The 15017-nt window shown below is 66.4% G+C and carries 12 protein-coding genes and 1 pseudogene; 11 read left to right on the forward strand and 2 right to left on the reverse strand.

Annotated features, from left to right (window positions below):
• The first annotated feature begins 20 nt into the window (after positions 1-20).
• Genes tatC through T428_RS0103975 form a run of 3 tightly spaced genes read left to right on the forward strand, consistent with a single transcriptional unit; the run spans position 21 to position 4587 of the window.
• On the forward strand, positions 21-989 hold the full coding sequence (gene tatC / locus T428_RS0103965; protein ID WP_025735452.1) for a twin-arginine translocase subunit TatC: 969 nt from the start codon (positions 21-23) through the stop codon (positions 987-989).
• The gene (locus T428_RS0103970; RefSeq protein ID WP_025735453.1) at positions 990-3770 is read left to right on the forward strand and encodes a DEAD/DEAH box helicase; all 2781 of its coding nucleotides are present in this window, start codon (positions 990-992) and stop codon (positions 3768-3770) included. It abuts the gene before it with no gap.
• A 55-nt stretch (positions 3771-3825) separates the two neighbouring features.
• Complete coding sequence (locus tag T428_RS0103975; protein ID WP_025735454.1) at positions 3826-4587, forward strand: DUF4333 domain-containing protein; 762 nt, start codon at positions 3826-3828, stop codon at positions 4585-4587.
• A 1-nt stretch (position 4588) separates the two neighbouring features.
• On the opposite strand, the gene T428_RS0103980 is transcribed toward T428_RS0103975, so the two are convergent.
• A complete protein-coding gene (locus T428_RS0103980) occupies positions 4589-5545 on the reverse strand; it encodes a 5'-3' exonuclease (protein WP_025735455.1) in 957 nt (318 codons plus the stop codon).
• A 103-nt stretch (positions 5546-5648) separates the two neighbouring features.
• On the opposite strand from T428_RS0103980, the gene T428_RS0103985 reads away from it, so the two are divergent.
• The 7 genes and pseudogenes from T428_RS0103985 to T428_RS0104015 all read left to right on the forward strand — a co-directional run bounded on the left by T428_RS0103985 (position 5649) and on the right by T428_RS0104015 (position 12933).
• Complete coding sequence (locus T428_RS0103985; protein WP_025735456.1) at positions 5649-6773, forward strand: M24 family metallopeptidase; 1125 nt, start codon at positions 5649-5651, stop codon at positions 6771-6773.
• A gap of 309 nt (positions 6774-7082) precedes the next feature.
• The gene (locus tag T428_RS0103995; protein ID WP_156942834.1) at positions 7083-7925 is read left to right on the forward strand and encodes a sensor domain-containing protein; all 843 of its coding nucleotides are present in this window, start codon (positions 7083-7085) and stop codon (positions 7923-7925) included.
• A gap of 150 nt (positions 7926-8075) precedes the next feature.
• Positions 8076-8558, forward strand: a pseudogene (locus T428_RS35920) (DUF7373 family lipoprotein); the annotation flags it as partial.
• A 55-nt stretch (positions 8559-8613) separates the two neighbouring features.
• On the forward strand, positions 8614-9357 hold the full coding sequence (locus T428_RS25475) for an MFS transporter (RefSeq protein ID WP_156942835.1): 744 nt from the start codon (positions 8614-8616) through the stop codon (positions 9355-9357).
• 30 nt (positions 9358-9387) lie between these two features.
• Complete coding sequence (gene thyX / locus T428_RS0104005; RefSeq protein ID WP_025735459.1) at positions 9388-10140, forward strand: FAD-dependent thymidylate synthase; 753 nt, start codon at positions 9388-9390, stop codon at positions 10138-10140.
• Between the two features lie 206 nt (positions 10141-10346).
• Positions 10347-11249 carry a 4-hydroxy-tetrahydrodipicolinate synthase gene (dapA, locus tag T428_RS0104010; protein WP_025735460.1) on the forward strand — a complete coding sequence of 301 codons (903 nt, stop codon included), beginning with the start codon at positions 10347-10349 and terminating at the stop codon, positions 11247-11249.
• A 7-nt stretch (positions 11250-11256) separates the two neighbouring features.
• Positions 11257-12933 (forward strand): ribonuclease J, encoded by a 1677-nt coding sequence (locus T428_RS0104015; RefSeq protein ID WP_025735461.1) that lies wholly within the window; start codon positions 11257-11259, stop codon positions 12931-12933.
• A 29-nt stretch (positions 12934-12962) separates the two neighbouring features.
• On the opposite strand, the gene T428_RS0104020 is transcribed toward T428_RS0104015, so the two are convergent.
• Complete coding sequence (locus T428_RS0104020; RefSeq protein ID WP_025735462.1) at positions 12963-13328, reverse strand: YbaB/EbfC family nucleoid-associated protein; 366 nt, start codon at positions 13326-13328, stop codon at positions 12963-12965.
• Between the two features lie 255 nt (positions 13329-13583).
• Between T428_RS0104020 and T428_RS33130 the strand changes: the two genes are divergently transcribed.
• Positions 13584-14993, forward strand: coding sequence for an EspA/EspE family type VII secretion system effector (locus tag T428_RS33130; RefSeq protein WP_169733609.1), 1410 nt, complete (start codon positions 13584-13586; stop codon positions 14991-14993).
• Positions 14994-15017 lie beyond the last annotated feature (24 nt).

Below are 15017 nucleotides of genomic sequence, written 5' to 3' on the forward strand. Positions count from 1 at the left end.
AGTGCCACTGACCGAGCGTCGTGAAAGCATTCAAGACTTCAGCGCGCACTGCTGCGCTGCTGAGGCATCTCAACCCGCGCAACAGGCGCAGTCGCACCAATCCCGACGCGACGATGTCGCTCGTCGAGCATCTGACCGAGCTGCGCACCCGGCTCCTGATCTCGCTGGCCGCGATCCTGGTCACCACGATTCTCGGTTTCGTCTGGTACGGGCATTCGCTGTTCGGGCTGGAGAGCCTGGGTGAGTGGCTGCGCCATCCCTACTGCTCGCTGCCGCAGTCGGCGCGCGCGGACATCAGCGCCGACGGGCAGTGCCGATTGCTGGCCACCGCGCCGTTCGACCAATTCATGCTGCGGCTCAAGGTCGGGATGACGGCCGGGATCGTGCTGGCCTGCCCGGTGTGGTTCTACGAGCTGTGGGCGTTCATCACACCCGGGCTGTATCAGAAGGAACGCCGCTTCGCGATCGGGTTCGTGATCCCCGCCGCGCTGCTGTTCGTCGGGGGCGCGGTGCTGGCCTACTTCGTGCTGTCGCAGGCACTGGGCTTTTTGCTGACCGTCGGCAGCGACGTGCAGGCGACGGCGCTGTCCGGCGACCGCTATTTCGGCTTCCTGATCAACCTGTTGCTGGTGTTCGGCTTCAGCTTCGAGTTCCCACTGCTGATCGTCATGCTCAACATGGTTGGTGTGCTGCCCTACCAGAAGCTGAAGGCGTGGCGGCGCGGGCTGATCTTCGCGATGTTCGTGTTCGCGGCGATCTTCACGCCCGGCTCGGATCCGTTTTCGATGACCGCCCTGGGCGTCGCGCTGTCGGTGCTGCAGGAGTTGGCCATTCAGATCGCCCGTGTTCACGACAAGCGAAAAGCCAAGCGCGAAGCCCAAACCGAGATCCGCGACGACGAAGCGTCGGTCATCGAGCCGCCCGGACCCATACCCGCGCCGTCGCCCGAGCCGTCGCTGCACGCCGGGCAACACGACGACGTCACGTAAATGGCCGCGGCACCTGACGGCGGCGTCACCGAACTGACCGAGCTGCCTCGGTTCACCGCCGAATTGCCGTTCGCCCTCGACGATTTCCAGACGCGGGCCTGCGCGGCGCTCGAACGGGGTCATGGCGTATTGGTTTGTGCGCCAACGGGTGCCGGCAAGACCGTGGTCGGCGAATTCGCCGTCCACCTGGCGCTGGCCGCCGGTGGCAAGTGCTTCTACACGACCCCGCTCAAGGCGTTGAGCAACCAGAAGCACACCGACCTGACCGCGCGCTACGGCCGCGAGAAGATCGGGCTGCTGACCGGCGACATGTCCGTCAACGCCGATGCGCCCGTGGTGGTCATGACCACCGAGGTGCTGCGCAACATGCTCTACGCGGATTCTGCTGCGCTGCAAGGACTTTCCTATGTAGTGATGGACGAGGTGCATTTCCTTGCCGACCGGATGCGGGGTCCGGTGTGGGAAGAGGTGATCCTGCATCTGCCCGACGAGGTGCGACTGGTCAGCCTGTCGGCGACGGTGAGCAACGCCGAGGAGTTTGGCGGCTGGATCCAGACCGTGCGCGGGGACACCACGGTCGTGGTCGACGAGCACCGGCCGGTGCCGCTGTGGCAGCACGTTCTGGTCGGCAAGCGCCTGTTTGACTTGTTCGACTACGAGCACGACAAGCCGGCCGCCGATCGTCAGCCGCGGGTGAATCCTGAACTGCTGCGCCATATTGCGCAGCGCCGCGAGGCGGACCGGATGGGCGACTGGCGCGGCCCCCGCCGGCAGACGGGAAGGGGCAGGCCGGAGCGGCCGCGCTTCTACCGGCCGCCGCCGCGGCCCGACGTGATCGCGACGCTGGACTCCGAAGGACTGTTGCCGGCTATCACATTCGTGTTCTCCCGCGCCGGCTGCGACGCCGCGGTCCAGCAGTGCCTGCGCTCGCCGCTGCGGCTCACCAGCGAGGAGGAACGCGCCCAGATCGCCGAGGTGATCGAGCACCGCTGCGGCGATCTCCCCGAGGCCGACCTTGCGGTGCTCGGCTACTACGAGTGGCGCGAGGGGTTGCTGCGCGGTCTGGCCGCCCACCACGCCGGGATGTTGCCCGCCTTCCGGCACACGGTCGAGGAGCTGTTCACCGCCGGGCTGGTCAGGGCGGTGTTCGCCACCGAGACGCTGGCGCTGGGCATCAACATGCCCGCTCGCACCGTCGTGCTCGAGCGGCTGGTGAAGTTCAACGGCGAGGCGCACGTGCCGCTGACGCCGGGGGAGTACACGCAGCTGACCGGGCGCGCCGGGCGGCGCGGCATCGACGTCGAGGGTCACGCGGTGGTGCTTTGGCATCCGGCCGAGGAGACCTCCGAACCGTCGGCGGTGGCCGGGCTGGCGTCCACCCGGACGTTTCCGCTGCGCAGTTCGTTCGCGCCGTCGTACAACATGACGATCAACCTGGTGCAGCACATGGGCCCGGAGCAGGTGCATCAGCTGTTGGAGCAGTCGTTTGCCCAGTATCAGGCCGACCGCTCCGTCGTCGGGCTGGTGAAGGGCATCGATCGCGGCAAGCGGATGCAGGACGAGATCGCCACCGAACTCGGTGGGGCCGACGCGCCGATCCTGGAATACGCCCGGATGCGCGCGCGGATCACCGAGCTGGAACGCGCGCAGTCCCGGGCGTCGCGGCTGCACCGGCGCCAGGCCGCCAACGAGGCGCTGGCCGGGCTGCGCCGCGGTGACATCATCACCATCGCCAACGGCCGGCACAGCGGCCTGGCGGTGGTGCTGGAATCGGCGCGCGACGGCGACGACCCGCGGCCCCTGGTGCTCACCGAACACCTTTGGGCGGGCCGGATTTCGTCGGCCGACTACTCGGGCGCGGTGGCGCCGCTGGGGTCGATGTCGTTGCCCAAGCGGGTCGAGCATCGCCAGCCCAGGGTTCGGCGTGATCTGGCTTCGGCGCTGCGGTCGGCCGCCGCTCCGCTCGATGTTCCGTCGCGCCGTCGGGCCGCGGATCCCGACGGCGGCTTCCACGACCCGGAACTGGCGTCGTTGCGGGAGGAGCTGCGGCGCCACCCGGCGCACAACAGCCCCGGTGTCGAGGCGAAGGTACGCGAGGCCGAGCGTTACCTGCGCATCGAACGCGACAACGCGCAGCTGGAAAAGAAGGTCGCCGCGGCCACCAACTCGCTGGCTCGCACGTTCGACCGGATCGTTGGGCTGCTCACCGAGCGCGAGTTCATCCAGGGCTCCGCGGGTGATCCGCGGGTCACCGACGACGGCCGGTTGCTGGCCCGCATCTACTGCGAGAGCGACCTGCTGGCCGCCGAATGCCTGCGCTCCGGGGCGTGGGCGGAGCTGAAGCCCGCCGAGTTGGCCGCCGTCGTCTCGTCGGTGCTCTACGAGAGCCGCGGCGGCGACGGGCCCGGCGCGCCGTTTGCGGCCGAGGCTCCCACGCCGCGATTACGGCAGGCTTTGCTGCAGACGGCGAAGCTGTCCTTCGCGCTGCGCGCCGACGAGCAAACACACCGCATCGCGCCGAGCCGCGAACCCGACGATGGCTTTGTCGCCGTCATCTACCGCTGGGCCCGCACCGGCGACCTGACCGCCTCGCTGGCTGCGGCCGACGCAACGGGCACCGGTTCGCCGTTGCTGGCCGGGGATTTCGTACGGTGGTGCCGCCAGGTGCTCGACCTGCTGGACCAGGTCCGCAACGCCGCCCCGGATGCTGATGTGCGGGCGACGGCGAAGCGGGCTATCAACGATGTTCGGCGCGGCGTCGTCGCAGTTGATGCCGGGTAGGCTGGCGCCGAGCTACCGTTACAGGGCCAAGACACAAGGCGATTGAGGAGAAACGATGAGCGGACCGCAGGGATCGGACCCGGGCCAGCAGTGGCAACCGCCCGGCGAGGGTGCCGATCGCTCCCAGGAACCGACTCAGATCGGCCAGGTGGGCTCGCCCTGGCAGCAGCAGCCGCCGGCCCAGGAGGGGACCTGGCAGGCGCCGGCATACACTCCGCCCGCCGAGTACCCCCAGTACCAGCAGCCGACTGAGCACGCTTACCAGCCCTACCCCCAGCAACAGCCGCCGGGATACGGCCAGTACGGCCAGCCGGGGCAATACGGCCAGCCCGGGCAATACGCGCAGCCGGGCCAGTACGGGCAGTATGGCCAGTACGGTCAGCCGGGGCAGTACGGTCAGCCCGGCCAGTACGGTCAGCCCGGCCAGTACGGTCAGCCCGGCCAGTACCCGCAGCAGTATCCGGGTCAGCCGCAGAAGAAGCGGTCGATGGCGCTGATCGGTGGCGTGGCCGGTGCGGTCGCCTGTCTGCTGATCGCGATCGTGCTGGTGCTCGGGTTCTGGGAGCCCGGCTTTTTCGTCACTACCAAGCTGGACATCAACAAGGCGCAGAGTGGCGTGCAGCAGGTCCTGACCGACGAGACCAACGGATACGGCGCCAAGAACGTCACAGACGTCAAGTGCAACAACGGCGCCGACCCCACCGTGGCGAAGGGCGCCACCTTCGACTGCAGCGTCAGCATTGACGGCGCCCAGAAGAAGGTGACCGTGACCTTCCAGGACGACAAGGGCACCTACGAAGTGGGCCGGCCGCAGTAACTCACTGCGGCAACGAGTCGAGCGCTTTCTGCAGACGAGCAATCGAGGATCCCACGCCGTATTCCGTCGCCAGCGCGGCGGTGCGCTGCGGGTCGGCGGCGACCAGGGGTAACTCGTCGCTGCGCGTCGACAGCGTGATCGGCGCGTCGGTGGCGACTCGCACCACCTTGCCGGCAGCCTCGATGTAGTCGGTCGCGCCGCGCAGTTTGGCCCGCAAACCCTTGGCGAGCTTGGATTTCGGGTCGTGGGCGGCGGCCAGGATCTGGTCCAGCGAGCCGTGCTGAGCCAGCAGGCTGGCGGCCGTCTTCTCTCCGACCCCCGGCACGCCGGGCAGGCCGTCGGACGGATCGCCGCGCAGTAGCGCGAGTTCGGCGTAGGCCGGCCCGGCCCGCTCGACCGGCACTGAATAGTTTTCGGCGACCTCTTTGGGCCCGAACAGGGTGGCTTTGGCCAGGCCGCGGCCCAGGTAGAGCACCCGCACCGGGACCGGATCGTTGGCCACCACCTGCAGCAGGTCGCGGTCCCCGCTGACCACGACGACCGGGTCGCGGCGTTCCCGGGCGGCCAACGTGCCCAGCACGTCGTCGGCCTCGTATCCCTCCGAGCCGGCCCTCGGAATCCCGAACGCGTCCAGCAGCGCCATGATCATGTCGACCTGCGGCGTCAGGTCGTCGGGCACTTCCTCGATGTCGGGCGTGCCTTCGGGTTCGGGCTCGGCCACCCGATGCGCCTTGTACGACGGGATCAGGTCGACCCGGAACTGCGGTCGCCAATCCAGGTCGAGGCAGACGGCCAGCCTTTTCGGCCGCTGCTGGGCGATGACCACGGCCATCGAGTCGATGAAGCCGCGGACGGCGTTGACCGGCCGGCCGTCGGGCGCGGTGATCGACGACGGCACCCCGAAATACGAGCGGAACCACATGCTGGCGCCGTCGAGGAGGCACAGAGGTGCGGGCATGCGGCTTATCTTTTCACGCTGTCGAACGTCGACTTGTTGTCGCCCATCCGGCAACAACACCACATCAACTCGACGTTCGGCTGGTGCGGTTAGCCTGGCTGCCATGGACTCTCACCGATTCGGCGCCGAGGTCTATGCCCGTCGCCTGGCCGCGGCCGCCGAGGCGACCGCCAAGGCCGGACTTGACGGCCTGGTGATCACCCCGGGATACGACCTGCGCTACCTCAGCGGCTCACGCGCGCAGACCTTCGAGCGGCTGACCGCGCTAGTAGTGCCGGCCGCCGGCGATCCGACCGTTGTGGTGCCGCGGCTGGAACTGGCTTCGCTGAAGGGATCGGCGATCGCGGAACTCGGCCTGGCGGTGCGCGATTGGGTCGACGGTGACGATCCGTATCAGCTGGTGCTTGCCGCGTTGGGCGGCCCGGCCGCCGTTGCCGTCACCGATTCCATGCCGGCGCTGCACCTGTTGCCGTTGGCGGGGGCTTTTGGCGTGACGCCGGTGTTGGCCACGGACATCCTGCGCACGCTGCGGATCGTCAAGGAGGAGTGCGAGATCGACGCACTGCGCAAGGCCGGCTCGGCCATCGACCGGGTGCACGCCCGGGTGCCGGAGTTCCTGGTCCCGGGTCGCACCGAGGCCGACGTCGCCGCCGATATCGCCGAAGCCATTGTCGCCGAGGGCCATTCGGAAGTGTCGTTCATCATCGTCGGCTCCGGCCCGCATGGGGCGGACCCGCACCACAGCTATTCGGATCGCGAACTGCGGGCCGGCGACATCGTCGTGGTCGACATCGGGGGAGCCTACGAGGCCGGATACCATTCCGACTCGACGCGCACCTACAGCCTGGGGGAACCTTCTGCCGGTGTGGCACAACAGTATTCGCTGCTGCAGCAGGCCCAACAGGCGGCTCTTGAGGCGGTTCGTCCGGGGGTGACCGCCGAGCAGGTCGACGCCGCAGCGCGCGACGTGCTGGCCTCAGCCGGGCTCGCGGAGTTTTTCGTACATCGCACCGGACACGGCATCGGACTCTCGGTGCACGAGGAGCCCTACATCGTCAGCGGCAACGACCTGCCTTTGACTGCGGGGATGGCCTTTTCGATCGAGCCGGGCATCTACTTCCAGGGACGCTGGGGTGCCCGTATCGAAGACATCGTCGTCGTGACCGAGGACGGCGCGTTGCCGGTCAACAACCGGCCGCACGAACTGGTCGTGGTGCCGGTGTCCTAGGCAGGTCGCACAGCGCGCAGGTCGTGGGGAACCTTGCAACGGCGGCGCGGGTCAACGATCAAGGTGGCTACCGTGGCTCGACTTTAGTGTGTAGAAAGTACTAGGAACTCGTTCTATTACCGGTCGAATTCCTTCGGTACCTTTGCTTCACCGACATTCTGCAGTTCGAAACGGGGCGGTTGTGAACGAAGATGCAGCGGGCCGCGGACGGCCACCCAATTACCAAGTGCCGACCGGATCCCCTGGGCCGCCTATACATTACGGCCCGCCGTTTCCACCAGGAGGACATCCGCCGCCAGCTGATGCGGCTTGGCGCGGGAGTGGCCTAAATATGGGCCCACCCGCAATGGCCATTGGGGCGCCACAGGGCTACGTTGGGTACCGGTCGGCAAACCCCGTCGCCCACGACTGTGGTGGCTGATCGGCGGCCTCGCGGTATTTGTCGTTGTGGCCGTAATAGCTGGGCTTGATATCGCCAGATTTTCGGGCAGTTCGGATAACCGGCAGGCGACCGTTAACATTACCGAGCCGTCGACCTTGTCGATGCCGCCAGTTCCGATAACTGCGCTTGACGGCATGTTGGCAAGCCCAGCCGACGTCGCTGCGGCGGTGTCAGCACCCCCGTTGGTCTCCCTCACAAAGCCCGCGGATTCTCATGCGTTTTTTGGTGACGAGATCGCCGACAATAACTGCGTTGGCGTGGTTTTTGCGGTGGTCCAATCGTTCTATGACGGTACTGGTTGGGTCTCCATGTGCAGGCAAGAGTTAGCGGACTCGCCAGACAGCGCTGCAATAAAGTATTCCGTGGTCGAAGCGGTGGTCGCCTATCACGATGCGGGCGCGGCGGGCAAGTTCTACCAGCGAGCGACCGACAGATTCCATCAGTGCGCAAATCGGACCCTCAACGTCCGCGAGGTTAACGTGCCTAATTCCGCAGGGGCTTTCGAGATGGTTGGCCAGGTGTCCGAGAAAGACGGGATTGTCTCCACTTCGCTGCTGTGGGAGGGTGGCGATGGCAGGAACTGTCAACGTGGTGTATCTGTGCGCAACAACATCATTATTGACGTTTCCGACTGCGGGTACAACGTGTCCGATTCCGTCATACCAGCTTTGATCAAACCGATTGCGGCCAAGATCGATACGGCGAGATGATGATGGACGTGATACTGGCGGCACGGCGAGCCGATTGCTGACCGTCAAGTGACGCGAGCGCGAGTTTTGTCTTGCGTTGTTGCAGTTTGCATCGGAGCTTCCGCCTGCACAAGCAGCGTAGGCGGCACCGCGGGGACAGTGCACCAAGTCGTGGACGGTGTCGACTCGGGAGCGCTCGTCACCGGCAATTTTCCAACTGTTGCGCAACCGCCGCTCGGCCGTGCCGGTACCGTTCATGCCGGTGTTTTGCTGGAAGCGCGCCGCTTGGCTAGCAATGTAGTTCCGCCCTTTCAGGTGGATCCCAGCCTGTCCGATCGGACGACCACACTTACGAACCCGCTGCAAAGCACCGACGCGATCGGTTTGGCTTTACCCGAACCGATTCCGGACGGTGCCGAGAACCATAATTTCGTCACCGGGTTTGCTACTGCCCGCAGGGCGATGACAAAGGAGCTCATAAATGTAGTGTTGCGCTTCGCCACACCGGAAGACGCGATGGCCGCTGCCACCGATATGGGTGCAAAGAGCGCGAGTATTCAAACCAAGTACAGCGGTCCGCAGTCGACTCACCCCATTCCGATTCCTCGCCATCCGGGCACTACTGCCTATACGTATGATGCGGCTTCGCAAGTAAATGTTTTCGCGTACATCGCACACGGGCCCTACGTGCTGTGCCAACATGTTCGGTATGCGCAACTTCGCCGGGGCCAATCTGGCGACCGCGTTCATCTATGCCGGCCTGACGATGGGTTCGATCGCGATGGCGCTGTATTTGCAAGAGGTCGCGGGCTATCCGGCTCTCGCCGCGGGGTTGATCACGTTGCCCACCCCGATCGCGTCGTTGTTGTTTGCCCGCCGAGTGGGCAACGCGGCCGCGCGCATCGGCCCGCGGATCTTTCTGATCGGGGGCCCGGTGCTGGCCGCGGTGGGGCTGCTGATCATCTGCCCCTGGGCGCACCATTTCGACTTCGCCACCCACCTGCTGCCGGGCCGATTGGTACTGGCCGCCGGTCTGGTGCTCACCATCGCGCCGTTGAGTTCGGTCATCTTGGTTTGCGTCGAACCCGCCCACAGCGGTGTCGCCGCGGCGATCCAAAACGCGGTGGGACGGACTGCCGCGCTGACCGCCGTGGCATGCGTGGGGTTGATCACCGCCGGCCCGCTCAGCAACGTCAGTTTCGCTCGGCTGCTGCAGGTTTCCGCGGGGTTGTACGTCGGGGGTGCCGTCGTCTGCGCCATCGGTATCATCAACCCGGTCGTGCCCGATGAACCGGTCCACGATAAGTCGGCGCCTGGTGACGCTGCCGGCGAAATGCCCCCTACCGTCGTCGTACCCAGTCCGGCGGCCGAACTCGGCACGGTGTCGGCGCAACGACATCTGCGGCACGCCAAGCGATCCGTGCCGTCCGAACACCCGGGCGGTGTTTCCTGACCTCAGACCCCGCGGGCTAGGGTGAGCGCCGTGGCCGAGATCGCGCTCCTGCGCGTACAACTGATCGCCAAGACCGAGTTCTTGGCGCCACCGGACGTGCCGTGGACCACCGACGCCGACGGTGGACCCGCGCTGGTCGAGTTCGCCGGACGCGCCTGCTACCAGAGCTGGTCGAAGCCCAACCCCAAGACCGCGACCAATGCCGGCTACATCAAGCACATCATCGACGTCGGCCACTTTTCGGTGCTCGAGCACGCGAATGTGTCGTTCTACATCACCGGCATCTCGCGGTCGTTGACCCACGAACTGATCCGGCACCGGCATTTTTCCTACTCCCAGCTCTCGCAGCGCTACGTGCCGGAGACCGAGTCGCAGATCGTCGTGCCGCCGGGGATGGAGGACGACCCCGAGCTGCGGCAGATCCTGGCCGCGGCCGCCGACGCCAGCCGGGCCACCTACACCGAACTGCTGGCCCAGCTCGAAGCCAAGTTCGCCGACCAACCCAACGCAGTGCTGCGCCGCAAGCAGGCCCGCCAGGCGGCCCGGGCGGTGCTGCCGAACGCCACCGAGACCCGCATCGTGGTGACCGGGAACTACCGCGCCTGGCGGCACTTCGTCGCGATGCGCGCCAGCGAGCACGCCGACGTGGAAATCCGGCGGCTGGCCATCGAATGCCTGCGACGGCTCGTCGAGGTAGCCCCGGCGGTGTTCGCCGATTTCGAGATATCCACCCTCGCCGATGGCACCGAGGTCGCGACCAGCCCGCTGGCCACCGAAGCGTGAGACGCGCGGCGAATTCGAGTGTGCGGGCGTGGCGTCGCGTGTGCGTCCCAGTCTCCATCGCCCGGCGTGTCGCCGCCCTGAGCGCACGGGTCGCCGCCCTGAGCGCACGGATGAAACCCTGAGTGCACAATCGAGGGCTGGCGCGCGTGGTGCCCCGGCCGCGCGGCGACGAAATCGGCTTGGCCCCGCCAGGTAATCTGGGACCCGTGAGTTCCGTCGGATTCGATGCCTCCGCGCGTCTGGGAACCTTGCTGACCGCAATGGTGACGCCGTTTGCCGCCGATGGCTCGCTCGACGCCGCGGCCGCGGCGCGGGTGGCAAATCACCTGGTCGACGCCGGCTGCGACGGCCTGGTCGTCTCGGGAACCACCGGCGAGTCACCGACCACCACCGACGCCGAGAAGCTCGAACTGCTGCGGGTGGTGCTGGAAGCCGTGGGCGACCGGGCCCGCGTCATCGCCGGGGCGGGCACCTACGACACCGCGCACAGCATCAAGCTGGCCAAGGCCAGCGCGGCCGAAGGTGCGCACGGTTTGCTCGTGGTCACGCCGTATTACTCGCGGCCGCCGCAGCGCGGGCTGATCGCGCACTTCACCGCCGTCGCCGACGCGACCGAGCTGCCGGTGCTGCTCTACGACATTCCGCCGCGGTCGGTGGTCCCGATCGAGCCGGACACCATCCGCGCGCTGGCGGCGCACCCGAATATCGTCGGGATCAAGGATGCCAAGGCCGACCTGCACAGCGGGGGCCAGATCATCGCCGAAACCGGCTTGGCTTACTACTCCGGAGACGACGCGCTCAACCTGCCATGGCTGGCGATGGGGGCCACCGGCTTCATCAGCGTTATCTCCCATCTCGCGCCGAGTCAGCTTCGGGAGTTGTTGTCCGCCTTCGGTTCCGGGGACATCGCCACCGCGCGCAAGATCAACGTCGCGGTCGCGCCGCTGTGCAACGCGATGAGCCGCCTGGGCGGAGTGACGTTGTCCAAGGCCGGTCTGCGCCTGCAGGGCATCGACGTCGGCGATCCGCGGCTGCCGCAGGTGCCGGCCACGCCGGAGCAGATCGACGCGCTGGCCACCGACATGCGCGCGGCCTCGGTACTGCGGTGATCGACAGGTGAACGAAGACCTCAGCCCGCCAGGTCCGTTGACCGCAGGTGGGTTGCGGGTGACTGCGCTCGGCGGCATCAGCGAAATCGGCCGCAACATGACGGTTTTCGAGCACCTGGGTCGGTTGCTGATCATCGACTGCGGGGTGATGTTTCCCACCCACGACGAGCCCGGCGTCGACCTGATCCTGCCCGACCTGCGCCACATCGAGGACCGTCTGGACGACATCGAGGCGCTGGTGCTGACGCATGCGCACGAGGATCACATCGGGGCTATCCCGTTTTTGCTCAAGCTGCGGCCCGACATTCCGGTCGTCGGGTCCAAGTTCACCCTGGCGATGGTGGCCGCCAAGTGTCGCGAGCACCGCCTCAAGCCGGTGTTCGTCGAAGTCAAAGAGGGGCAGAGCAGTCGCCACGGCGTGTTCGACTGCGAATACTTCGCCGTCAACCACTCCATTCCCGACGCGCTGGCCATCGCGGTGTACACCGGCGCGGGAACGGTTTTGCACACTGGCGACATCAAGCTCGACCAATTGCCGCTGGACGGCCGGCCCACCGATCTGCCCGGCATGTCGCGGCTCGGCGGAGCCGGTGTCGATCTGTTCCTGTGCGATTCCACCAACTCGGAGATCCCCGGCGTCGGGCCGTCGGAAAGCGAGGTGGGCCCGACCTTGCATTGGCTGATCCGCGGTGCCGAAGGCCGCGTGATCGTGGCCTGCTTCGCGTCCAACGTCGACCGGGTGCAGCAGATCATCGATGCCGCAGTGGCTTTGGGTCGACGCGTGTCGTTCGTCGGGCGGTCCATGGTGCGCAACATGAGCATCGCCCGGGAGCTGGGGTTCCTGCGGGTCGACGACTCCGACCTGATCGACATCGGTGCGGCCGAGATGATGCCGCCGGAGCGGGTGGTGCTGGTCACCACCGGCACACAGGGCGAGCCGATGGCGGCGTTGTCGCGGATGTCGCGCGGCGAGCACCGCAGCATCACGCTGACCGCGGGGGACCTGGTCGTGCTGTCGTCGTCGCTGATCCCCGGCAACGAGGAGACCGTCTACGGCGTGATTGACGCGCTGTCCAAGATCGGTACCCGAGTGGTCACCAATGTCCAAGCCCGCGTGCATGTTTCGGGCCACGCCTACGCCGGTGAGCTGCTCCTCCTGTACAACGGGGTGCGGCCCCGCAACGTGATGCCGGTGCACGGCACCTGGCGCATGCTGCGCGCCAACGCCAAGCTGGCCGCCAGCACCGGTGTCCCAGAAGAGTCGATCCTGTTGGCCGAGAACGGTGTCAGCGTCGATCTGGTCGGCGGCAGGGCGTCGATCGCAGGGGCGGTACCGGTCGGCAAGATGTTCGTCGACGGCCTGGTCACCGGTGACGTCGGCGATATCACGCTGGGCGAGCGGCTGATTCTGTCCGAGGGCTTCGTCGCGGTGACCGTGGTGGTGACCCGCGGCACCGGGCGACCGGTGACCACACCGCACCTGCATTCCCGCGGATTCTCCGAGGACCCCAAGGCGCTCGAGCCCGCCGTGCGCAAAGTCTCCGAAGAGCTGGAGTCACTGATCGCCAACAATGTAACCGACCCGATCCGGATCGCTCAGGGTGTGCGGCGAACCGTCGGAAAGTGGGTGGGCGAAACCTATCGCCGTCAGCCGATGATCGTGCCGACCGTCATCGAAGTGTGAGGTGGCTCAACGAAACATTAACTGCTGCACTACTTTCCGGTGTCCGCAAAGGGCACGTCCAGGACGTTGCTCAGCGAGCAGGTGATCTCGGCGAGTGACGCGACGAGGCGCTCTTCGTCGGTTTCGTTGCTCGCGGTCGCTACGGCCTCCGCTTTGCGCAGCGCATCGTTGATGCGCTCCTCGACCACCTCGGGGCCCAGCCGCAGCAGGCCCGGTTCGATGTCGACGTCGGTCAAAACCAGCTGCGCGTTCACGGTCACCTTGACGGTCTCGGTTTCGTCGGTGGCCGTGAAGGTACCGGTGTTAGTGCGGTGCATGTGGTCGTCGAGGGCCGATTGAAACTGCTGTGCTTGACGCAGCGCCTCGGCGACCTGTGGGTGCATTTGGTCGGTCATCATGGCGTCCTTTCCTTTCCGGCAGCAGCATTGATGCGAGTTTCGGGCCAGTGTTTCCTCAAGTTTAAGGTGTCTTTTCCTTTCCGAATGCATGTGTTTATCAGCAGTTTTCTTGAGTGAATCTGATTTTCAATTGCAATTGCTGCCCCGAAAAATTCGTGCGATAACCACCCCCTGACCGGGGTTACGCTCAGTTGACGACGCGACGCCCCGGGCCGTCGTGAATAAATCTCAAAAGCATGAAGGGAATCTCGGATGTCTGCGTTTGCTGCTGCTGCAAAGATTCTCACCAGTTTGGCCGCGCTGGGTCAACAAGGAACGGGCCTTGGCCTGGATACCAGCGGTTGGAGCGGCTCCGAACCGGGCGCCGAAGGCTATGCGGCGACGGCGACCAATACCGTTGGTGACATCGGATTTCTTGCGGCTCCCTTTACCGGGAAGATGATATTGAGTTATTTCAAGTCCCTGCCCTTAACCTCCAGGATGAATCTGACAAGCCAGATGGGCGGGGCGGAGGGCGCCAAAGAGTTCGCGAAAGGGCTCAGCATCATCTCCTGGACCATCACCGCCGTCCAGCTTTTGCAGCTGACGACCGGCTTCGGGACACCCTATGACGGCGCTTCCCTGAAAACCGGGTCACAGCAATTCACCACGCTCGCCGGCCAGCTGAAGTCCGCCCTTCCCGACTCCGGCTGGGAGGGCACGGCTTCGGAAGCGTATGCCGACGTGGACACGACACTGCAGAACGTCTCGCAGCAAATGGCCAGCCTGGACAGCCAGTTGGCGGACCTGATGAAAAACCAGGCCGACTGGGTCACCCACATGCATTTGGCTTTCGGCATATTGAACGATGTCCTGCTCGCTGCTCTCGTCGTCGAGGTGATCCTCACGCTGACGGTGCCGGCCCCGGCCGGGCCTGTCGCGGCGAAGATTTTCGCAATTGCGGTTGCGAGTTTGGGGATCGCGGCTGCCGTGAGCTTGCTGGGGACCCTGCTCGGCTTTTCGATCGAGAACGGTAAGACGGCAGATGCGCTGGCCGCCAGCTACTCTCAGCTGGCCTCCGGGATCGTTCAGAACGATTCGGTCGCTGCGGCGCAGACGGTCGTCGCGAGTCAGTCCACGTCCGCGGTGTCGGGCTTCGGGGCCATCTCGGCCGGCCTGTCCGGGCCGTCCGTGGTCGCCGTTGCGCCGCCGGCCGGTGCTGGCCGCCGATCGTGCGGACCAACGTGTGCAGCGAGACCCCGCGGCCTTCGCGGCTCCCGCCGCTCCTGCGGCTCCTGCGGCTCCTGCGGCTCCTGCCGCTCCTGCGACCCCCGCGGCACCGGCGGCGGCCCCCGCGGCACCGGAGTACGTGTCCTCGTCCATTCCCACGGGCACCATGCCGACGCTGGCTCAAACCGCCGCGATGTCAGGCACCAGCCTGTCCGGGCGGGTGTCCAAGCCCGAAACCCTGGTCAACCAGGCCAAGGGACAGCTGCAGGAGTACGCCTACACGGTCGCGGAGGAGCGGGCGCCGGTGTTGCCCGAGGTCCTCACCGAGGAGGCCGCTTACGCGGGTGCCGGCGCCGGTCCGGCCGAGCGCGCACCCATTCAGGTCGCGCCACCCCGCGACACACCGGCGCAGTGGCCGAGTGCGTCTCCGCGCGGCGTGTGATTCGTCGCTAACCAACGGTATTCATCAGGATTCAA

The organism is Mycobacterium genavense ATCC 51234 (assembly GCF_000526915.1).
Classification (GTDB): Bacteria; Actinomycetota; Actinomycetes; order Mycobacteriales; family Mycobacteriaceae; genus Mycobacterium; species Mycobacterium genavense.